General features: G+C 41.5%; 16 protein-coding genes. 3 read left to right on the forward strand and 13 right to left on the reverse strand.

Annotated elements, in window-relative coordinates:
• Window positions 1–119: 119 nt before the first annotated feature.
• A complete protein-coding gene (locus ACZ41W_RS09360; RefSeq protein ID WP_464311712.1) occupies window positions 120–629 on the reverse strand; it encodes a hypothetical protein in 510 nt (169 codons plus the stop codon).
• A 218-nt stretch (window positions 630–847) separates the two neighbouring features.
• Between ACZ41W_RS09360 and ACZ41W_RS09365 the strand changes: the two genes are divergently transcribed.
• Both ACZ41W_RS09365 and ACZ41W_RS09370 read left to right on the forward strand, forming a co-directional pair.
• Entirely contained in the window at window positions 848–2,218 is a 1,371-nt protein-coding gene (locus ACZ41W_RS09365; protein ID WP_464311713.1) for a D-serine ammonia-lyase, read from the forward strand.
• 32 nt (window positions 2,219–2,250) lie between these two features.
• A complete protein-coding gene (locus tag ACZ41W_RS09370; RefSeq protein ID WP_464311714.1) occupies window positions 2,251–3,426 on the forward strand; it encodes a stalk domain-containing protein in 1,176 nt (391 codons plus the stop codon).
• 62 nt (window positions 3,427–3,488) lie between these two features.
• Here the strand turns inward: ACZ41W_RS09370 and ACZ41W_RS09375 are convergent, their stop codons facing one another.
• The 9 genes from ACZ41W_RS09375 to ACZ41W_RS09415 all read right to left on the reverse strand — a co-directional run bounded on the left by ACZ41W_RS09375 (window position 3,489) and on the right by ACZ41W_RS09415 (window position 18,805).
• The gene (locus ACZ41W_RS09375) at window positions 3,489–5,054 is read right to left on the reverse strand and encodes a UDP-glucose--hexose-1-phosphate uridylyltransferase (RefSeq protein WP_464311715.1); all 1,566 of its coding nucleotides are present in this window, start codon (window positions 5,052–5,054) and stop codon (window positions 3,489–3,491) included.
• Window positions 5,055–5,145: 91 nt separating this feature from the next.
• A complete protein-coding gene (gene galE, locus ACZ41W_RS09380) occupies window positions 5,146–6,132 on the reverse strand; it encodes a UDP-glucose 4-epimerase GalE (protein WP_464311716.1) in 987 nt (328 codons plus the stop codon).
• 189 nt (window positions 6,133–6,321) lie between these two features.
• Window positions 6,322–7,491 carry a galactokinase gene (locus ACZ41W_RS09385; protein ID WP_464311717.1) on the reverse strand — a complete coding sequence of 390 codons (1,170 nt, stop codon included), beginning with the start codon at window positions 7,489–7,491 and terminating at the stop codon, window positions 6,322–6,324.
• Window positions 7,481–9,877, reverse strand: a complete 2,397-nt coding sequence (locus ACZ41W_RS09390; RefSeq protein WP_464311718.1) for an alpha-galactosidase — start codon at window positions 9,875–9,877, stop codon at window positions 7,481–7,483. Before ACZ41W_RS09390 ends, ACZ41W_RS09385 begins: the two co-directional genes overlap by 11 nt.
• A gap of 42 nt (window positions 9,878–9,919) precedes the next feature.
• The gene (locus tag ACZ41W_RS09395; RefSeq protein ID WP_464311719.1) at window positions 9,920–11,263 is read right to left on the reverse strand and encodes a glycoside-pentoside-hexuronide (GPH):cation symporter; all 1,344 of its coding nucleotides are present in this window, start codon (window positions 11,261–11,263) and stop codon (window positions 9,920–9,922) included.
• Between the two features lie 44 nt (window positions 11,264–11,307).
• The gene (locus ACZ41W_RS09400; protein ID WP_464311720.1) at window positions 11,308–13,710 is read right to left on the reverse strand and encodes a glycoside hydrolase family 2 protein; all 2,403 of its coding nucleotides are present in this window, start codon (window positions 13,708–13,710) and stop codon (window positions 11,308–11,310) included.
• 56 nt (window positions 13,711–13,766) lie between these two features.
• The gene (locus ACZ41W_RS09405; RefSeq protein ID WP_464311721.1) at window positions 13,767–15,233 is read right to left on the reverse strand and encodes a DUF6937 domain-containing protein; all 1,467 of its coding nucleotides are present in this window, start codon (window positions 15,231–15,233) and stop codon (window positions 13,767–13,769) included.
• A gap of 109 nt (window positions 15,234–15,342) precedes the next feature.
• Window positions 15,343–16,005: a TetR/AcrR family transcriptional regulator gene (locus tag ACZ41W_RS09410; protein ID WP_464311722.1), complete on the reverse strand. Its 663-nt coding sequence runs from the start codon at window positions 16,003–16,005 to the stop codon at window positions 15,343–15,345.
• A 358-nt stretch (window positions 16,006–16,363) separates the two neighbouring features.
• Window positions 16,364–18,805 (reverse strand): ATP-dependent Clp protease ATP-binding subunit, encoded by a 2,442-nt coding sequence (locus tag ACZ41W_RS09415; protein ID WP_464311723.1) that lies wholly within the window; start codon window positions 18,803–18,805, stop codon window positions 16,364–16,366.
• 210 nt (window positions 18,806–19,015) lie between these two features.
• Between ACZ41W_RS09415 and ACZ41W_RS09420 the strand changes: the two genes are divergently transcribed.
• The gene (locus tag ACZ41W_RS09420) at window positions 19,016–19,675 is read left to right on the forward strand and encodes a lactate utilization protein (RefSeq protein WP_464311724.1); all 660 of its coding nucleotides are present in this window, start codon (window positions 19,016–19,018) and stop codon (window positions 19,673–19,675) included.
• A 70-nt stretch (window positions 19,676–19,745) separates the two neighbouring features.
• Here ACZ41W_RS09420 and ACZ41W_RS09425 read toward each other — a convergent pair whose 3' ends face one another.
• From ACZ41W_RS09425 to ACZ41W_RS09435, 3 genes are all read right to left on the reverse strand, one after another.
• Window positions 19,746–19,973 (reverse strand): hypothetical protein, encoded by a 228-nt coding sequence (locus ACZ41W_RS09425; RefSeq protein WP_464311725.1) that lies wholly within the window; start codon window positions 19,971–19,973, stop codon window positions 19,746–19,748.
• A 70-nt stretch (window positions 19,974–20,043) separates the two neighbouring features.
• Window positions 20,044–21,708: a hypothetical protein gene (locus ACZ41W_RS09430; RefSeq protein ID WP_464311726.1), complete on the reverse strand. Its 1,665-nt coding sequence runs from the start codon at window positions 21,706–21,708 to the stop codon at window positions 20,044–20,046.
• Window positions 21,701–22,486: an ABC transporter ATP-binding protein gene (locus tag ACZ41W_RS09435; protein WP_464311727.1), complete on the reverse strand. Its 786-nt coding sequence runs from the start codon at window positions 22,484–22,486 to the stop codon at window positions 21,701–21,703. The genes ACZ41W_RS09430 and ACZ41W_RS09435 overlap by 8 nt, the downstream gene beginning before the upstream one ends.
• Between the last annotated feature and the right edge of the window lie 115 nt (window positions 22,487–22,601).

Raw genomic sequence — 22,601 nt, forward strand, 5'->3', positions numbered from 1 at the left:
CATGTGCTAAGCGTAATATTTACATTTATCATACTGTCGCACACTCTGCCGCACACTAAAAAACCGACCTTCGTAAAGTTAGAAATTGAAGTCTAACTTTTGAGAGTCGGTTCATTTTATTATTTAACCACTTTTTTTCTCGTCGCAACCAATAACACAATACCAGCGATAGATAAAATCATTGAGAGGTAATAGCCAAATCCAAATCCAAAGATGCTAAAGAATAATTCGCGTACATCGGAGATCAGCACTACGAGCAAAAATATCAGCGCCATCGGCACACAGGTGAATCCATAGTGAACGGCATGCATCACAGATGCGCCTTTTACTCTAAGTCCACTCATCACCAAACTCGCTATGCCTAATATTGGCAACAAAATTAAAAAGTATCCAATATAAAGAAGTTTTCCAAGTCCACCATGACCCATAGCCGCAAGTAAACTATCGAGTTTTCCTACGATTGCCTGATACCCTCTAAAGATATCAAAGCCCGACTTTTTCATCTCTTCATATTTCACCGCTGTTAAATTTGGGTTATTCTTCACCCATGGGGTAAAAAATAAAACAATCAACAACAAACTGATAACCATTAGGATCGTCTGTCTATTTTTCTTGAGTACTTGCATCATACGTTTATTCTCCTTTACAACAGGTCTATTTATGATGTGGTTCAACATCAATCATCTGGTTCAATGTATTTCATTTCCATTATAACGATTATGCGTTTGGTTGTATATTAAGTTTTTGTGAAACTGTTCAGCGGTTTATGAAAATCTGATAAGATATTATTATCCATATGAAAACGCATCAAAATCAGGATAAAAACTTACACATGGAGGCGTGTTAAATGAAACAGAAGCAATCCATTGAAACACTTTTGAAGACATACGAGGAACAAGTTTGGATCAATCCAATGAAAAAGAATTATTCAGCGGCAATTGCTGAGATTCAGCATCAATTTCCGGATTTGCCTACACTTGAAGATATTGAATCAGCAGACAGACGACTTCGCAGATTTGCACCGGTTTTTATGTCGCTTTTTCCAGAAACGGTCGAAACAAATGGCATCATCGAATCTGAATTGAAAGACATTCTCACGTTCCAAAGAAGCCTCATCACGTTTATCGGCGGTAGTATTCTCGGTTCTTGGGATGCTAAGCTCGACAGCCATCTTCCCATTGCAGGGTCTGTAAAAGCAAGAGGTGGCGTCTATGAAATCATCTGTTTTGCCGAGTCGTTGGCACTGGAAGCGGGCTTGATAACATGCGACATCAGCGAAGGCGTTGAATATTATTCGGATTATTCTGTATTGACGTCTGAGGCCGCTCAAGCATTATTTTCGCAGTACACACTCATTGTTGGGTCAACCGGAAACTTAGGACTCAGCATCGGCATCTCTGGAAAAGCACTTGGTTTTCATGTCATCGTGCATATGTCACACGACGCAAAACCATGGAAAATCAATCTTTTAAGAGAAAAAGGCGCCGAGGTCGTACTTCACAGCTCAGACTACTCAAAAGCGGTGGAAGAAGGCAGAAAAATTGCTGAGGGCAATACAAATGCCTACTTTATTGACGATGAAAATTCACGTCTCTTATTTACTGGCTATGCCGTAGCAGCGCTTCGCTTGAAAGAACAAATTGAACTTTCAGAAATAGCTGTCGATGAAGCTCATCCCCTTTTTGTCTACTTGCCTTGTGGCGTTGGTGGCGCACCTGGCGGGATTGCCTATGGTCTCAAATGCCTCTATCAAGATCACGTTCGCATTTTCTTCGCTGAACCTACTCACGCACCGTGCATGCTGCTTGGCATGGCAACTCAAAAACACGATGCCATCAGCACGTTTGATATGGGGTTAGATACGCTCACTGAAGCAGACGGATTAGCCGTTGGAAGGGCTTCTGGATTCGTAGGAAAAGTGATGACGCCACTGATCGACGGCATCTATACCGTATCCGATGACAAACTCTTATGGATGGTATTCATGCTCTCTCTTTCTGAACAAATTAAGCTGGAACCCTCTGCCCTTGCAGGCTTTGCTGGTCCGATTCAATTATTTTATAGTCAAAATGGCTTCCATTATCTCAAAGAAGCCGGTTTACTTGAACACATGAGAGACGCACATCACATCTCATGGGCAACAGGCGGCGGTCTTGTACCTGAAGAGGTGATGCAAGATTTTATAAAACGTGGCGAATCCATTAAAATTGAATTTTAAAAAAAAATTTCGAATATATTTAGGAGGTTTACATGAAAAAGCGATTATCGTGGATATTCATCTGTCTGATGGTTATTTTATCGACGTATTCACCTGCATTTGCAGTGGTTACAGTAGAAGATACCATCGGATTTATGCTCAATCAAGAGCTGCAATCATGGGATGAGTTTGAATACGGTGAAATCATCCTCGAAAACAGCCGCTGTTTTATTCCACTAAAGATTGTGTCTGAAAAATTGGGCTTTTCTGTGGAGTGGAATGGTGCTGATCGTACCATCCTAATCTCAAAAGATGCACAGCAAATCCTGTTTAAAATCAACAGCACCGGCATCTATACCCCTTCGGGATCTTCAACTTTGGACGTCGCACCATTTATCCGAAATGAGCGTGCCTATGTACCCATGTCGGGACTTTTTAAAGCGTTAAACTACGACGTTGCATGGCTTACAGGTTACGACTTACAAACAAAGTACCATTTCCCAGCACTTCAATTTGATCGCGATCATTATGTGGTTGTGTCTACTGCCACTGACGAGACATCCAATATCAGTCATACAGATACCCTCCACGAACAATGGGTGAAAGATCACTATGTCGAATGGGGACTGGGCACAACGTTCAAATCTTATGTTGGCAACAACCGTTCCTATGATTGGTATATCAACCAACAAGATACTGGAACATACAGCGGCAACAACTGTGGACCTTCTTCGACGATTATGATGGCGAAGTGGCTCAATCCAAATTTTACAGACACCGCAGAGATGGCGCGTAACAAGTACCTCTTAGAGGGTGGCTGGTGGTATACCAACACGATTACGGCTTATTATGATTCCGTGGGAATTGATTATAAATATCTTTCTTTTAACAAAAGTACTTATCAAGACAACATCAACCTTCTCAAGACCTCTCTTAAAAATGGTGAAATCTCGCTTCTGTGTACAGAGATTGGAAAGGTTCCTTATTCTACAGAAGCCACTCGTGTCAACCGTTTCTACGTGTTTGACAGCGGTCATTTCTTAGTGGTGAAGGGCTATGTGGAAGTAGACGATAAAACCTATTTCGAAGTGTACGACCCAAACAATTGGGATTTTTACTATCCAGATGGCACGCCGATGGGGCGCGACCGCTACTATGAAGCCAATGCTCTGATGCACGCAGTTCAGGTGTGGTGGCCATATGCCATCACAGTGGCTGAACCGAAGTAAGGGTATAAAAATAAGGATTCACCTTAAACCACATTAAAGTGGAGAGGTGAATCCTTTTTTGTTTATTTTAAACTTTCCATGAACCGATCAAATGCTTCCAATCCTTCTTCTGTTCTCTTAAACACGCCTGCGTGTTCAAGTGCCATGAGGAACTTCGCGCCAGTTTCTCTTTTGAGTAGCGCCATGGCTTCTTCTTTTGTAGAAGGCTGTGGAGTATGCTTTTGTAGAGTCTCGTACCAATCAAGATGAAGTGCGAGCGCATCTCGATTGTCTGGTGACATTCGACCACTGACGAGACACTCTGCTAGAAGATTGAGTTCACTTTCAAGTCGACCCGGCAACACTGCCAGTCCCATAACTTCAATTAGTCCGATGTTTTCACGTTTGATATGGTGAATCTCCGCATGTGGATGGAAGAGTCCATGAGGGTGTTCCGCTGTGGTGCGGTTATTCCTTAAGACGATATCCATCTCATATAGCGACCCTCTGCGTCTTGCAATCGGCGTCACTGTGTTGTGAGGCGTCCCATCTGTATGACTGATGATGTTCTGTGATGCATCTGAATAGCTTTGCCATTTGACAAACACTTGATGCGCCGTCTCCACGACCTGTTCTTTCGACGCTCCACTGATACGAATCACTGACATTGGCCATTTAACACGACTAACTCGTACACCTTGAGAGCCAAAGTGATCATACTCTTTTTCAGATTCCGCTCTCGCCATGGCAAATTCATATTGCCCACCCTGATAATGATCGTGTGTCAGTATGGAACCGCCCACAATTGGTAGGTCTGCATTGGAGCCCACAAAATAATGTGGGAGCCACTCTACAAAATCCACGAGTCGTTCAAAGGTTGCGCGCGTCATCTTCATAGGAACATGTTCCGAGTTTAGGACGATACAGTGCTCGTGATAATAGGCATAAGGTGAGTATTGAAGCATCCATTTTTCACCGGCAAGTTCACAAGGCACCAGCCTGAGATTTTGTCTGGCTGGGTGATCCAGTCTGCCCTCATACCCTTCGTTTTCAATACACAACAAGCATTTTGGATAGGCTTCATGTTGTGATTTCGGTTGATTGGCAAGCGCTGCAATCGCTTTGGGATCTTTCTCAGGTTTTGACAGGTTGATGGTGATATCCAGCGCACCGTAGGGCGTTGGCGACTGCCAGACGATATTTTTCTCGATGCGATTCATGCGAATGTAATTGGAATACATCCCCATTTGATAGAGGTAATGCGTCGCGAGATTTGGATCTTCTGAGCGACGCGAATTGAAAGTCGCAATCACTTCTGAGGGTCTTCCCATGAGACAGTTCATCAGTCCAGCATCAAATAAGTCCGCATAGTCCGGCGACAGCGATTCCAGTTGTCCCTGTTCTACTGCCCACTCCATCATCCCACGAAGTACAGATTGCAATGAATCTAGGAGCTTCGCAGAGTCACTTTTCGCATCATCACCATGTGATAAAATAGCGTCAATGCTTTGATCCTCTGCTATTTCACAGGGTTCAATCTTCAAATATGCATAGATTCGATTGCGCGTAAATGCGAGATCGTCAATGTGTATCAGTTGAGCCTTCAATCCATATTGGATGAGTTGGTTCACTCTTTGATGAATGGTCATGGTAAACTCCTTATGTTATTGATATTGTTGATGGTGTTAATGGTGTTGATATTTTTGATGAGGGGTTACTTTTGATATTGCTGATTGGGGGTTACTTATGAAATCCTTGGGGGTGATTTTGATGGAATACCCACGCTGAACGGATGATGTCTTCAACGTCTGTCACATCAGCATGCCAGCCGAGCACTTTTTCTGCAAGTGCAGAGGATGCCACCAATCGATCTGGATCGCCTCCACGTCTTTCGGCTACCACCACTGGAATCGCATGTCCTGTAACGCGTCTTGCTGCCTCTATCATCTCAAGTACTGAGAATCCATTGCCATTTCCGAGATTGTAGATCCCGCTTTCTGGCGCTTTGAAGAGTTTTTCCATGGCGAGAAGATGTGCTTTAATCAAGTCACTCACATGGATATAATCCCTAATACACGTGCCATCTGGCGTGTCATAATCATCGCCAAAGACGCTGATAAACTCACGTTGTCCAAGTGGTACCTGTAAAATAAGTGGAATCAAATGCGTTTCCGGTCTATGGGATTCCCCGATGACGCCACTGAGATGCGCGCCAGCCACATTAAAATATCTGAGGCAAATAGACTTGATACCATATGCTTGATCCGACCATTTTAACATTTTTTCCACGGCGAGCTTGGTTTCGCCATAAGGATTAATCGGGCTCGTCGGTGTCGCCTCAGAAATGAGGTCAATTCCAGGGTTGCCATATGTTGCCGCAGTAGAAGAAAAGACGATCTTTTGAACGCCAAATTCCGCCATGACTTCTAATAGCACTTTTGAACCTCCGACATTGTTATCGTAGTATTTAAGCGGCTCATTGACACTTTCACCCACAAGCGAAAATGCTGCAAAATGAACCACTGCATCAATGGTGTTCTCTTCAAACACGCGTCTAAGTGCTTCTTTGTCTCGAATATCCACTTGATAAAATAGCGCCTCTGGATGTAGCGCCTCGCGATAGCCAGTCACGAGACTATCGACTACCACCACTTGATATTTTTTTTCTATTAAGGCATAGACCATATGGCTTCCAATATAACCTGCACCACCACATACTAGTATCATATTGATTCATTTCCTTTCATTTTGGCTTTCATTTTGACTTTCATTTTGACTTTCGTAATAACTTAATTATAGATACTACTCGCCATTCATAGCGTAGTTGATCTATAGCGTTATCTATTTCATTATACTCGCATTTATTTTCATATCGCTAGTGACGTTTTCATGACGTTTTTAGTACAACCTATACGCCTATAACTCTCTAGCGCCATCGCCGATTTGAGCGCTGTAAAATTCTGCATGAAGGCCTGTACTTTCATAATACTTCGGAGCAATGTAGTCCATAAATTCTTGAACATGGGCTTTTTCGACGATATTTACCGTGCAACCACCAAACCCAGCACCCGTCATACGCGCTCCGATGACATAAGGAAGTTCCCAAGCGAGAGATACCAGTGTGTCTAGCTCAATACACGACACTTCATAATCATCTCGAAGTGAGATATGAGACGCGTTCATCAATCGACCAAAGGCTGCTAAATCATTTGCCTGAAGGACGTTTACAGCCTCCAGTGTTCTGAGATTTTCCATGACGGCGTGTTTCGCTCTTTTTCTCGTCACAGTATCCGAGATACAAGATGCCACGGTTTCAAACTGTGATGCATTGAGTTCTCCTAGCGTTGTGATTCGATAATGTGGCAAGATCATTTTAACAGCATAGTCGCATTCCATGCGTCTTTCATTGTACTTTGAATCAGCAAGACCTCGTCTTTTATTGGTATTGATGATGACGATTTGATGGTCGTCCATCTGAACAGGTGCGTATTGATATTCCAGCGTTGCAGTATTCAGTAGGATGGCATGGTCTTTTTTCCCCATGCCGATGGCAAACTGATCCATGATGCCACATTTCACCCCGATAAACTGGTTTTCAGCCCGTTGACAGAGTTTTACGAGTTCAATCATCGGTAAATTAAAGCCGTAGCATGTATTGATTAGGGTCGCAATCACCAGTTCTAGCGAAGCACTTGAGGAAAGTCCAGCACCATTTGGGATATTGCCATAAATGAGGATATCGAATCCTTTATCTAATGTGTATCCAAGTTTTTCAAATTGATCAAACACACCTAATACATAGTTGCACCAACCATTTGCTTGATTATATGAGAAATGACCAAGCGGATAATGTCCAATGCCATTGTCTTCAAAATTCTCCGAATAAAGTCTTAGCTGTTTGTCGCCATTTTCTGTAACGACGGCATAAGTCCCATTTGTCAATGCGCATGGAAAGACGTGTCCGCCATTGTAATCTGTATGTTCTCCGATGAGATTGACGCGACCTGGCGCAAAGAAAACACGCAAGGAGGCTTGATCTTTCTTAGAAAATAAAGATTGATGTTTGTTCATGAGTTTATTTTTCATCTGTAAGGGTCTCCATAAAATAAAGTCGTGATGCAAAATCCGGATAAACGCGAACGGATGCATCAAATCCCGTTCCACAAAAACCTTGTTTGAGAGCGATTCCAATGGTGTTAAGCACTTGACCTGAAAGCGTATACCTTTCAGCTTCACCATCGAGTTTGTAATATTTTGCGACGATGTTATGCACCAGCGAATCTTGTTTGATGTGAATCGGTGCCACCATGTTGATCAAACTGCCAAACTGGCGCACGTCAACCTTCTCAGGGAGGTTGGTGATCTGATATTGGCGCGATGGATCGAGCCCCTTCGTCACGAGTTTAAGCTGAGGACGATTTGGCTCTGCAAGTGTCTGAAATACCCCACACACCGCATGACTTTTATCTCTGGATACCATCATCCAGCTACGACTATTGCCTTGAGATGGATGTGAGAGTCGATAGAAATCTCCAAATTGGAGAACGTTCCGCCACTTTTTATAAAGCGCTACTTGCTCTTTTACCTTCTGAAGCTCGTCTTTGCTGTAATCCGAGAGATGACATTCATACCCCAATACGCCAAAGCTCGCCACATTAAATCGAGTGGCTAATGGCACATTTCGCAGGGTTTGATGATTTGGGCAATCCGATACATGCGCGGTATACACTGAAGGGGGATATCCAAAGCTATAGCCTTCTTGAATGGTCAATCGACTGATGGCGTCTGTGTTATCGCTTGCCCAGATTTGTGGCATGTAGCACAGCATCCCGAGATCAAATCGATTGCCTCCTGAAGCACAACTCTCAAACAAAATGTGTGGGAATGTCTCCGTTAAGATGCGCATCACGCGATAAAGTCCCATATAATAACGGTGTAAACACTCGCCTTGTTGATAGGGTGCTAAATTGCTGCTATAAATATCTGTGAAAATACGGTTCATATCCCATTTCACATAGTCGATGCCACCTGTTTTAAAGATGTCAGACATAGACTGGATCAGGAAATTTTGAACCTCTTCACGTGTTAAATCGAGGATATATTGATGACGACCTAAGGATTGATGTTGACCAGGAACCTTCATCGCCCATTCCGGATGTTGACGGTAGCAATCGCTGTCTTCGCTCACCATCTCAGGCTCAACCCAGATGCCGAATTGCATATCCAGTGCATGGATTTTATCCGATAGACCTTTAATGCCGTTTGGGAGTTTTTTCAGATTCACTGTCCAATCGCCCAGTGCACAGGTATCGTTGTCGCGTTGACCAAACCACCCATCGTCCATGACGAAAAGTTCAATCCCCGCATCTCTCGCTGACTTTGCGAGTTTTAACAGTTTCCCCTCGTTAAAATCAAAATACGCCGCTTCCCAGCTGTTCAGTAAAATAGGTCGTTCTTTGTATTGCCACTCGCCCCTGACGATGTGGTTTCGAATAAAATCATGCATGCTTTGACTGATTCCAGAGTAGCCTGTATCCGAGAACACCATAACGCTTTCTGGCGACTCAAATACTTCTTCTGGTAGAACTGTCCATCTAAAATGCATCGGATGAATGCCCTGAAGGACTCTCATTTTATTGAGGCCCGTCGTTTCAACACATCCCATGTGATCGCCACTATAAATGAGGTTAAACCCATAGCAATTGCCATAGGTTTCACCTGTTTCATGTTCACTTACCATAAAAAATGGATTCATGCGATTGCTCGATACACCCGCATGACTGCCAAACATATGACTGCCTGGCATCGCAGGTACTTGTGAGCGATTCATCTCTCTCGCCCATGCACCTGAGAAATTGGTGATGTGATAAGCCGAATGATCAAAATCCAGTTGATTGCTCATGAGTCGATGAATCACTACCGGAGAGTTCCCCTTGTTGAGCACTCTCGCTCTTTTTGTGAGTACATCGCTCCCTTCATATACATGATAGTCGAGCTCTAGATACACCTCGTGGTGACGCTCTTTTAAGCGAATCGTCAACGTCAGCCCATCCTCATCAGAGACGGCTGCACACGGTAGCGTCGCATGTAGAGATTTTCCCTGAGTCACTCGGCTGGATTCAAAGAGGAAATCACTGGATCGACTTCCATCTTCGTATTCTAAGACGATAAATGGTTCCCGAACATCGCCTTTTCCAAGACTTGAGATTTCCAGTTTTCGGCTTTCAAGTCCAATGGTCTGCTGAGATTCATCATAAGCAATTAGATTGCCCTGAAGATAGGTACATTTTTCTTTCAAAGCTTCCTTGATCATTTCAAGTTCTTCCGGTTGATCGATGTCTAAATGACACCCGTAATACAGATGTTCCAGATGACCTGTTGGCAACGTGTGAAAGAGATAACTCGTCTTTTTCGTTTGAAGTGCAAAGGTGCCTTGATAGTGAAGGACTTGAACACTCATTTGATCGCTCATAACAACTCCTCTTTGATCGTGTTGACTATTTTCTCGTGTTGACTATTTTCTCGTTTTTAATTCCGCTGAGATTTTATTCATTTTTGCTTCATCTAAATGATAGCGTTTTCTAAAGAAAATGATGGATGCAATCAGTCCAACCATTGGTACTACGATCATCAAGAATCTCAGTCCAAGGAGCGTCGATGCGGTTTGCGTTTTCGCGTGTATGTCTAGGTGAATCACATCAAGTCCAACGCCTGCAATGAGCACTGAAAATGCGGAAGCCAATTTTACCACAAAGGTTTGAAGTGAAAAGACCACACTTTCATTTCGCTGATTATTTTTCCAATCGCCATAATCCACGGTGTCCGCTAAAAATACAGTGGTTAAAACGGTTGCTAAACCAAATCCGATAAAGATAATGACTGCTGCGACACTCAACAATGCAATATTTTGTATACCCATTGTTCCAAGGATAAACAACATCGAGTAACCAACGAGCGTGCAACCGATGGCACCTGTTAAAAGCGATTTGCTGCTGAATTTTTTTCTTAAGACTGGAAGCATCATCATAGATAAAATCTGTGCTGCGCCGCCAACTGTTCCAAACACGCCGAAGAGTGCTGCATTTTGAATATCGTATTTAAAGAAGTAAAGCGCTAGTTGTTGCGTTAAATAAAGTGAGCTGTTGAAAACCACGATGGCGATTACCACTACAAGTGCCTGATCGTTTTTGAAAATCGATGAGAACATCTCTTTGATGGTTGGGCTTTTTTCAAGTTGTTTTGTCTTTTCTTTGACATTTCTAACGGTTACAGATAACGCCAAGATAAAAAATACACTGACGATCATCGCGAGTAGTGCAAAGCCTTTTCGCTCGCTTCCACCACCAAGCATCGGTACGATTACCATGGTAAGTGCCACAGGAAGTGCAAATCCAACCCCTGCACAGCTTCTTGCGATGACGGATAAATTTTCTCTTTCTTTCCCCGGTGATGTAATCGCTGGAATCATGGACCAATATGGAATATCCATCACGGTATATGTCATCCCCCATAGGATATAGGCAACAGATGCGTACACGAGCAGCCCCATGCCACTTAAACTTTCAGGTACTGAGAACATGGCTACGAGCACTGCGGCATTGAGTACTGTGCCGATTATCAGCCATGGACGGAATTTACCCATCTTCGTATGTGTTTTTTCCACTACAATCCCCATAAATGGATCGTTAAATGCATCGAATATTCGCGCTGCCATAAACAAAACCCCAATAAATGTTGCGCTTATCCCTAAAACCGTGTTGTAGTAGTACATTAAAAATCCTGCTACCAATGAGTACACCATGTCTTTTCCAATGGCGCCTATTCCATAGGACACTTTTTCTTTTGTCGCTGATTTCATGTGATTCCTCCCCTAATTTTAATTGCAATCATCCGTTCCTGTATTTACTTTTCGATGTGATAATCCATTTTTTGAACCAGTTTGCCGCAGCGAATGATGAGCGATCCACGACCAGCGACTCCGGTTGTGCGCACATAGGTACCACACATACCGCCACGCATTGGAACTGTGGCTGGACCGATGAGTTCAAGTGGACCTTCTACCTCTAAACTCACGGGTTCAGTGAAGTATGCAAGCCCTTCGCCCTCTTCATTTGTCGCTCGGATGCGAATGGTGGCTACATCATACGTGTCGCCTTCTATTAATCTGGTCGTATCTGAATCCACTGCCAACAGCACGGACTGTGTTGGTTTTTTTCGGACACTTTTTACCACTTGACCGTTTTTAATCGCCTCAATTCGATATTCCGTAGCTGCACCGCCCCAATTGCCTACATAGTCATAAAACAACTGCTCGGCTTTCGTGAAATTCATCCCATGAAACATCATCAATTTAAGTGCTCGAAGCTTATATTTAAGTGGCAATTTCGACTGACCATATGTCGATGCTGCCATTAACACGGATTTGATTGTTTCTGACACATGATGACTGAATCCTTCCCGCTTTTCCATGAGTTCTCCGATGAAGTCATCGAGTACAAATGGTGGGTGTGGCATATGAGGAAATTGACCTCTAGCCGGCTGAAATGTTTTGACATATGCGTCATTTTTATAGAGTTTGATCTCATCTGCGTTTGAAAAAACGTAGACACTTCCGATGCCACCTTCTGGAAAATCTCCTATCGCCATATCTGAGCTCGCGCATAAAATCGGGCGATGATCGGATTGACTACTATACACAGATGCTGCGAGTTTATGATTTCTAAACATATCCAGCACGCCGTGATAACAGATTCGATCGCCACTACCAAAGTCTTTATGGGTGTTATAGTCAAAGAGACACCAGCCAAATCCACCGGCAACGCCTTCTCCACCATAAAGCGCATCCACCACGACCGCATGCCGTCTTGCATGCTCAGTGCGGTGTGCTTCCGGATCAAAACTCTTTGTTGGGAACATGTGACCATTGTATTCTGAGACGAGGTAGGCTTTTGAAACGTCCGGTGTCACGTCGCGTTTCGGAGCAATTCCCTTTGTACTTCCGTTAAATGAAAAATCGTTGAAGGTATACACGTCTTCGTATAAATGACTTTTTCGAATGCATCTGACGCCACCTGTCTGACGAGACGGATCGAGTTGATGTGCAATTTCGTTTGCTTTTATATAAAAGGCATCGTCGTCTTTGGATTCGTTAATGCGCACCCCCCACAGGATAATGGAAGGGTGATTGCGATATTGCAGCACCATTTCGCGAACCTGCTGTAGTGCCACTTGTTTCCATTGTTCATCCCCAATGTGCTGCCAACCTGGAATTTCTGTAAATACCAACAATCCCATCTCATCACATGCGTCCATAAAGTGTTGAGACTGTGGATAATGTGACGTTCTAACCGCATTCATCCCCAGTTCGTGCTTTAATATGTGTACATCGAGCACTTGAGGTCGCTTTGGCATGGCATATCCCACATAAGGATAGCTTTGATGGCGATTGAGTCCTCTGAGTTTAAGCGGTTGACCGTTGAGATAAAATCCATCTGCTTTGAACGTTCCTTCACGAAATCCAAATCTGGTTTGGTAGCAGTCCTTTTCTTGTTGAATTGAAGGGGACTGCAGCACCTCTAAAGTTACTTTTACATCGTAGATTGTTGGATTTTCCAGTGTCCACAATAGCACTTTTGATAGCTTAAACGTCTCGCTCAGGTTGAGCTCTTTTACTTGAATGGTCTTGGTTTCATCTAGTAACCACTCTTGATTCGGTCCGATCACTTCATAACGCAGCTTCATGGATTGACCAAGACACGCCTCACTAAGTGTTGTCTCTGCTACCAATACAGGCGCATCCGACAGGACCTCTTTTGAGAATAGAAACACATCTTTAATGTGTATATGTGGCTTCACTTCCAGCACCACTTCACGGTACATCCCACCATAGGTCATATAGTCAACGACATATCCAAACGGTGGTATGTTCAACGATTCAGAACTATTGGCTTTCACTACGAGGACGTTTTCTTCATTCCATCTGAGATTCTGGGACAAGTCTACGGTAAATGCGGTATAGCCTCCAGAATGCGTTAGGAGTTCTACGCCGTTCAAATAGACCGTGGCTTCATGCGCTACCCCCTGAAAAGTGATCTGAACCGTTTTGCCGTTCCATTCATCAGGTGCTGAAAAGAGTTTCTTGTATCCCGCTAACATCTGATATTCATGCTCTGTAAAATAATGAAAGTCGGTAACTGCCACAGTATGCGGAATTCGCACCTTTACCATATTTTCAACTAGGTTTGTATGTGAAACGTCTTGAAAACTTGGGCTGAAATACCAACCATCGTTCCAGTTTATTTTCATAGTTCCTCCTTCACTGGGGTAACGCCGTGTATTGAGATCTTGCACACGTTTATGGTCTATAACTGTCTTTGCGTTGCCAATTTTACCACTTCATATGCGCCATTATAGGTACCGATTTCATTGGCTTTCAGGATGTGATGAACCATTTTTTCTAAAAGGGATGGGCTGTGAATAATCTCGTCCAACATTTGCAATGAAAGTGCAGTGGATTCACATTCAATGGTGCCATCTCCGATTTCAGCAGCGCGTATCGCGCCCCATGCTTCATGGCCTCCAACGCGCTTAATCATGAGTTTCGGCACCGGATAAAATGCCAATTCACTTGGTTTTGTGATCAGAAGATCTGTCGAACGCATGAGTAAATTGGATGCATATACGGCTTCAAAAATATTGGAATGATAAAATGCGTGAATGCCTGTCACTTCAGACGATTCATTTGCTATTTCAGCAAATTTAGCTGTTTTATCCCACTGATTAAAATAAAGTTCTGAGCGACTTTTAAGTGATTTGATGTCTTCACAAAGTCCATCCCAAACGCCTTTATGATCGCCTACATTGATATATAAAACGATTTTATTGTCATCAACAAGAGGTAATAAACTCTTGATGATGTCTGCGAAGATTTCTCGCTGCGCCCCAGCACCACCAACTGTTAACAGGATACGCTTTGCTTCTCCGTTTTGAATTCGCTTGAGACGTTTTTCACAATCTACAGGTAAATTCGCCACTAGCTCGTGATCGATGTAGTGCCCTGTATCATATAGTGCATTTTCTGGCATCGGATGAAGGATTTTCTTGCCGTCCATTCCTTTAAGTGTCTTATATCCTAAATATGCTGAAGGTGTCTGAACCGTATGGATGGCACCTTCTGAAAGATGTAGCGCCATTGGCCAGTTGTCTGGAATCACATTGACTACGCGCTTGACACCCGCGTGAACAGCTGCTTGAGAAGGCCATACATGTGTCGCAATAAATGGCATATCCTTCGGAATCTCACCATACACAGGCACCATGAGTTCAGCGACTTTTTGATCCATGGCATTGTAGCTGAGCTTTCTAAAACCTTCTGAATTCAGTGGTTCCCAATAGTATTTATTGAATAGTGGATATTTTTGCGACCATCTCGAACCCATGGAATAGAGTTGATTGAGATGTGCAATGACTTTTCCACCTGTTGTTTCTTGATAGGCATGTAGGTCAAACCAATAAGGCGTATATCCCATGGCGTGAGCTGCGGATGCGATTGCCATGGAAATTCGATAATGTCCAAATCCCATGCGGATATTTCCGATGATGATGTCTTTTTTAGGGTCTAATGACAAATTTCCCTTTCCATTTGCTGCGATGGTGATGTTTTGAATGGGAATAAAAGGTGCCATAGACGAAAGTGGCTCAGAGGTAAGGGGATACTGTTTTTGTGTATCATCACCAAATTTTTTCAGGTGTTTCTTTTTTGAACGCACTGCTTTTCGATAGACCTTTTCAGGTATTCTATTATTGAAGATCATTTTAGATTTTTCCATGATGGACGCCTCTTTCTTTTTATTCATATCGTTCGAATCAAGTGGATGGTTGAATCAAGTGGATGGTTGAGCCATGTCAATGGTCGAGCCATGTCAATGGTCGAGCCATTTATTTAAGATAATGAAGTGACATATCAATCAACATTTCAAGTTGCTGATGATCGCTTATATTTGCATCACTTTTAAGAATATGCCCTCTTAATAGCAATTTTTGCGCTAAACTCATCAGGGCATGTGTCGCTGTATAATAGTAGCTTTCAGGATCGAGGTCTGAGCGAATACTGCCATCGCGGATACCTCTTTCTATGGCTTGAATCAACATGGACTTCAAGTCGACGATGCATTTTTCATAGCACTCGAGTTTTTCGCTATCAGCCTGTTCTCTCACTAGATACACGTCGAATTCGTGGACAAACTTTAAAAAGTCTGGATGTGCATCGTATAATTCAATAAATACAGACAAGATCTGCTTAACGCCAAGCCAACCCGTTTCGGCTTGTTGTGAAGCCTCTTCATATTGCTTATATAAAGCGTTGATTTCTTGCTGCCATACCATCATCGCCACTGCGATGGTCAAATCCAGTTTCGTTTTGAAGTATCGATAGACGGAAGCCACGCCAATTTGCGCTTCTTTCGCAACATCTGTCATCTTCGTGTTGTCGATGCCTTTTTCTTTAAACACTTCAATGGCAGCTAAAACCACTTCTTCTTTTCGACCTTCCTTCAGCTGTTCCACTTCTTGCTTACGTTTATCTTTTAAATCCATGCTCATATAAACGAATCCTTTCTTAATTTCAGCTTGTAATTGTATCCAGTTGTACCTACTTCTATCAATTGTCTAATCTATGCTCTACTTTTCAGTGCTATGCTTTATCTAGGTTATGCTTTTTCTAAGTTATGCTTTATCTAGTCTATATGTCTTTATTCAGAACGCATCAAGCTTATTTCGTCCCGCTTGATAGTCAGTCTATCATCTCGATATTTATTCTATCATGTGTCTTTTTTTTGTCAACGTGTATTTAAACTCATACAATTGTCGGCTCCATCTTATTCGTAAAAAAACTACAAAAAAAAACGCATTCGCACTACGGGAAGTAGAGGATGCGTTTTTCAATAAGATCTATTTCATTTTAATGTTCTAACACTTCATTTTCAGCAACTGAGATTTTTACATGATTGTTTTCAAGTATTGCCTTGAGTAAGTTGCCTTCTTTGATGAGCTTGCGAATGTACAATTCAGCAATTTCGTCCTCAATTAATCTTTGGATAGTTCTTCTAAGTGGACGTGCTCCATACTTTTCATCAAATCCTTCTGATAAAATCAGCGATTTGACGTCGTCAGATACTTCAAGTGCCATTTTCTTTTCTTTGACTTCACCAGATACTTCTGCAAGTTGTAAATCCACAATTTGTCTAAGCTCATCTTTTGAAAGTGGCTTAAATACAATGATGTCATCAATACGATTGAGAAACTCTGGTCTAAATGTTTCGCGAAGCATTTCACGAATGGTATTTTCCATGCGAATCTGTGATTCACTTCCGAACCCAATTCCAGATGTTTTAATATTCGTCCCAACATTTGATGTCATGATAATCACTGTATTTTCAAAGAAAACGGTTCTTCCTTGACCATCTGTTAATCGACCATCTTCTAAAATTTGAAGTAAAATATTGAAAACGTCTGTGTGTGCTTTTTCGATTTCATCTAATAAGATGACGGAATACGGTTTGCGTCGCACCTTTTCGGTAAGTTGTCCACCTTGTTCATAGCCTACATATCCCGGAGGCGCACCAATCAATTTTGATACGGTATGTTTTTCCATGTATTCAGACATATCGACACGTATAATCGCATCTTCAGTTCCAAACAATTCCTCTGCAAGACTTCTCGCCAACTCTGTTTTTCCAACGCCCGTTGGTCCTACAAAGATGAACGACGACGGTTTTCTTTTCTTACGGAATCCCGATCGATTTCTTCGAACTGCTTTTGAGATGGCTTCAATTGCCGATTGTTGCCCAATGACACGTCGGTGTAATCGATGTTCAAGCTCAATGAGTTTTTCAGCTTCTTCTTCCGTGATGCGGTTCACTGGAATTTTGGTCCACGCTTCAATCACGTAAGCCACGTCTTCCACAGTGAGTTCAACCGTTTGACTTGTACTTTCAAGCGCTTCAATGCGGTCAGTCATTCTTAAAATTTCCACTTGTAAATCTGCCGATTTTTCAAAATCTTCTGCTTCAACGGCCTCTGCGCGTTTCGCTTCAACTTTTTGTAAATCTTCTTTAAGCGCTTTTAGCTCAACTAAACCATGATTTTTTAAGTTTGCACGCGAACCAGCTTCATCGATGACATCGATTGCTTTATCCGGCAAAAATCGATCGGTGATATATCTTTCCGAAAGTTTGACTGCAGCTTCGATGACATCATCGCTAATGATGACTTTATGATACGATTCATAATAATCTTTTATGCCCATTAAGATCTCAATACTATCTCCAATGGAAGGTTCATCTACCACAACCGGTTGGAATCGTCTTTCTAGAGCCGCATCTTTTTCAATATGCTTACGATACTCATCGAGGGTTGTCGCACCAATGATCTGAACTTCGCCTCTAGCAAGTGCTGGTTTTAAGATATTCGCAGCGTTCATCACGCCACCATGAACCTCTCCAGCGCCCATAATGTTATGCACTTCGTCGATTACGAGGATGATGTTGCCATGTTTTGAAGCTTCAGTAATGATGGATTTCATACGTCCCTCAAACTGTCCTCTAAACTGCGTTCCAGCGACTATAGCGGTCATATCCAATAGATAGATTTCAGTATCGAGTAATTTTTCAGGTACTTGTTTCTCTACGATTCTCACAGCTAATCCTTCTGCAATCGCAGTCTTACCAACACCTGGTTCACCTAGCAAGAGCGGATTGTTTTTACTACGTCTGTTGAGAATCTGAACCACGCGGTCGATTTCGCGATTACGACCGATGATGCGGTCAATTTCGCCTGCTTTCGCTTTTTCAATGAGATTGGTTCCATATTTGCTGAGTGTTTTTAGTTTCAGTTTTTTGCTATTTTTATTGTCGTTTGAACGTCCTTTTGATTTTTGATCACTACCAGTATCTGATGTAAAATCATAGCTATCAAACTCATTTCTCGGCATAAAGAAATCAAAACCACGATTTGAATGTTCATGATTTGAATGTTCATGACTTGATTGTTCGTCATCTTCTCCATCTTCATCGCTATACTCTTCAAGCAGATCATGGTCATGATCATCATCATCGTCTTCATCTTCGCCATAAGAATCTTCATTTTCGCCAAATGTCATGAAATTCATCAAAGGGTTGTCTTCATCATGATCCATATTTTGGAACAATTTGTTCATCTGTTTAGAGAGATTGTCCATTTCCTCAGGAGACAGGTTGATTTGATTCATGATTTCATCCATAACTGGATAGCCCATTTTTTGTGCACATTCCAGACAAAGATCCATGTAAACGGTTTTTCCATTTTCAATTTTAGCCGTTCTCATCATTGCCACATTTTTGTTGCAATTTGTACATTTTTTCATATGCTCACACCTTATCTATTTTTATTGTCGTTGTCTTCAAATATATTATCCATTATAACTTACAATATCTTCTAAATCATATCTAATTTGTAAAATTTTTGAGTCTCAAAACCCTATCTTTCAGTTGTCAAACAAGTTAACTACGAGTAAACTGTATTTATACAATATTTAGCAATGCGAAGTATAGCGCTCAACCATTAAGGAGGCTTTATGATTCACTCAAATCCAGTAGATCCAAATCTACAAAAGATTCAACAGATCAAAGTCAGTCGCGTCATAGAAAATCTAAAGAAAAACAACATGAATGGCTATTACGTAGACTCTATAGACGCTTTAAAATCTCTAATTCAAACACTGATTCCGACTCAATCGACAATTGCTGTTGGTGGCTCTCAAACACTCTTTGAAACAGGTCTTCTTGACTGGATTCGTCAGTCGGATTACGTCTTTTACGATCGATATGCACCCGGTTTGTCTGCAGATGATTTAAAAACCATTCACCGAAAAGCTTTTACAGCGGATGCCTACCTTTGTAGTTCAAACGCCATCACTGAACAAGGTGAACTCTATAATGTCGATGGTTCAGGCAATCGAGTGGCTGCTATGATTTACGGACCCGATCGCGTCATCGTAGTTGCTGGTCTCAATAAAATCGTTAAAAACCTAGATGAAGCCAAACTCAGAAATCGTGAAATCGCAGCGCCTACAAACTGTGTCCGTCTCAACATGGCCACACCATGCGCCACCACAAGTAGCTGTGCGGATTGTAAATCACCTGCGAGAATCTGCTGCGCCTATACCACGATCGGTTTTCAGCGTAATAAAGACCGCATCCACGTCATCTTCATTGATGGTCATTTTGGCTATTAATCGGATGGATCAAAAGGATTTATTAAAAAAGCTCCTACCATCATTGGTAAGAGCTTTATTTATTTTATTGCTATAACGCATCTTTTAACGATTCAGATCTCATGACGCGTTCTACAATCACTTTATCGCCTTCCCAATATAAGATCATAGCCATTGGACCGGTTACAAGTAAACAAGCTTCGTTCGACTCCGTGTTGATTCGATCTAAATTTTCAGCAACTGCTTTAAAAATGGCTTCTTCCGAAAAAGGTAAGTCTTCAGTCTGCTCGATTTGAACTTTTAAAATATTCTCTGCCATACTGCCTCCTAACAACTCATGACTCTATTTTACATGAATTTTGGTACATTGAACAGTGATTTATCATAAATTATGAAATCACCTTAGCGCCTTTTGAAGGTCGTACTTTTGGATAAATCACCATAAAGCCCACTAATAAGCACATAGTAAAAATGGTCAAAATAGGAGAATGTTTGATGAAAAAGTTGTGAAATGCAGCAAATGCACCAATTATCACAAAGTTCATAAGTGTAGAAGCGAGGTTTTTTTCAGAAGTTGTACCAATCACACGTGAAAAAGGAAGTTCTACTGGGAAAAAGTTAATCCTCACAAAGCACATGAAAATGCTAATGACATTAATCAGTACAAGTCCTAATATGGATTCCACACCGCATAAGATGCCAAACACGACACTCATAATCACAAGAATCGGAAGACCATATTTTAAATAATAGGCTTTCATCGATCCTTTTATGAGCGCTTGATAATTGTCAATTGGAAAACTCTTATAGATAAAGGATGCTTCTGCGTGTTCACTGTACTTGATAAACTCGTAATTGCTCAAGGCAAAAATCACGGCAAAATACATCACTGTATACGTCATAGAGCCTTGCAAATTCGAAAATGCTTCCGATATATTGTCAGTTGCTGTAAAAATTGAGAACAACATAATCACCGGAAATATCAATCCCATAATAAAATTCGGATAGATCATGAGTTTTAAACGTCGATCACGACTGAGATTAAAGTGTGTAAATCGAACGAAGGCACGTTCAATATGATCGCGTGCAATGATTTTAAAAATCCATTCTTTGACCCTGGCACTTAACGTATCTTTTCGGATAAACAATCCACTTTCAATTTGTAAACTCGATAAATAATTTTCAAAGTTCGGTAGAATGCGCTTCATTAAGAAGATTCCAAGCAAGATTGGCACGAGAAATGCCAAAATCGACATAATAATGAAAGGTCTTGAAAAATCACCTTCCACAAATAGTTTGAAGAATCCCGCAAACCAAGCTGGTGGCAATAAGTACGTATACCACTTTATTTGATACTGAATTGTAAAATCAATGAATTCAAAAATTCTCCCCATAAATTGGTAAGAAATGATGGTGACCACTGACAAGATAATCTGAAATACATTGATGATGTCTTTGAGTTTTTCTCCATTAAACCGCTCTAGAATAAATGAATAGAGGATGGTCGTCAAGAAAATGATGAACAAGGATAAAAAGACCATGACAAACACGTAAGCTAACAAAAATAATGCGCCGTGCTTAACCGTACCTATAACGATACTTGAAATATTCAGTGCTGCAAACATCAAAAACATATAATACGTAATGTGGATGAGTTTTGCCGCATTCATAGTTTCACTATTCACAGGTTTCGTCATAATGATGTTCTTATCTCGTATATCTAAAAGGACATTGGAAAAATCCGAAAGCATATACATGATCATAAAAAAGAAATTCATAGAGAAAACGATTGAGACTTTGAAAAATAAGTCTGATGGTATAAACATCACAATACCCATAAACAGACCGACAATGGCTTGCATGAGAAGTGCTGCTTTTGTTCCTTGTAGTTTCTTTTTCCCACTGGATTCTGGCGACAAATTGTACGTTTTCCGATCGTCCATGGTGAGTTTAAGTTTAAGGATTGCCAAAAGCACATCAAAATCGATCTTAGATCGACTAAACAACTTCTCAAATTTCCTTAAAAACCGAATCAGTAAAAAGTCTTTAGTCATGGATGCCCTCCACCACAGCAACAAATTGAGTTGCGATTTCTTCATGTTGACTAAAGCCCGTTAACTGGTTGAAAATTTCTTGAAGAGACTCCTCGTGGCTCGCTTGTTGAAGCTCTTTAAAATGCCCATCTGCAACGACGACGCCGTTATTGAGCACGATGATGCGATCGCTGATTTTTTCTACTACTTCCATGATATGAGACGAATAGAAAATCGTCTTCCCCTTTTGTGCGAGTTGTTTCATGATTTCATTGAACACCATCACGCTGTTTGCATCTAGTCCTGTGATGGGTTCATCGTAAAAAAGAATGTCCGGATTGTGAATCAGACTGGCAATAATCATCAATTTTTGTTTCATTCCTTTTGAATAAGAAGAAATTCGGTTGTCAATGGCCTCTTTGATGCCAAATAACTCAAACAACGTCTCGCCTTTTTCTTTGACTTCCTTCATATTCAGTTTGTAAAGTTCGCCAATAAACGCAAGGTACTCAAATCCCGTCAAACTTTCATAAATTGTCGCAATCTCAGGTACATACCCAATTTTTCGCTTGTGTTCCACTGGATTGTTTCGAATATCCTCTCCCATAATCTCAACTGTTCCGTCATACTGTTCAATCATTCCCAGCATTACTTTAACCGTCGTGCTCTTTCCTGCACCATTTGGTCCTATGTATCCCACGATTTGCCCCGGTTGAACATCTAAGTTAACCCCTTTTAGCACATAATCACCCGAATCTTTGTAGCGCATTTTTAAATCTCTTATGCGAATTGCTTCCATATATATTCCTCCCAACTCTGTCATAACTTCAGTATAACCTATTTGTCAAAATTTTATCAGCTAGTCCTAATAAAACGATTTACAAAGTGTTAAAAATGTCTTAATAGATTTGATT

It is taken from the genome of Fusibacter fontis (assembly GCF_055378735.1).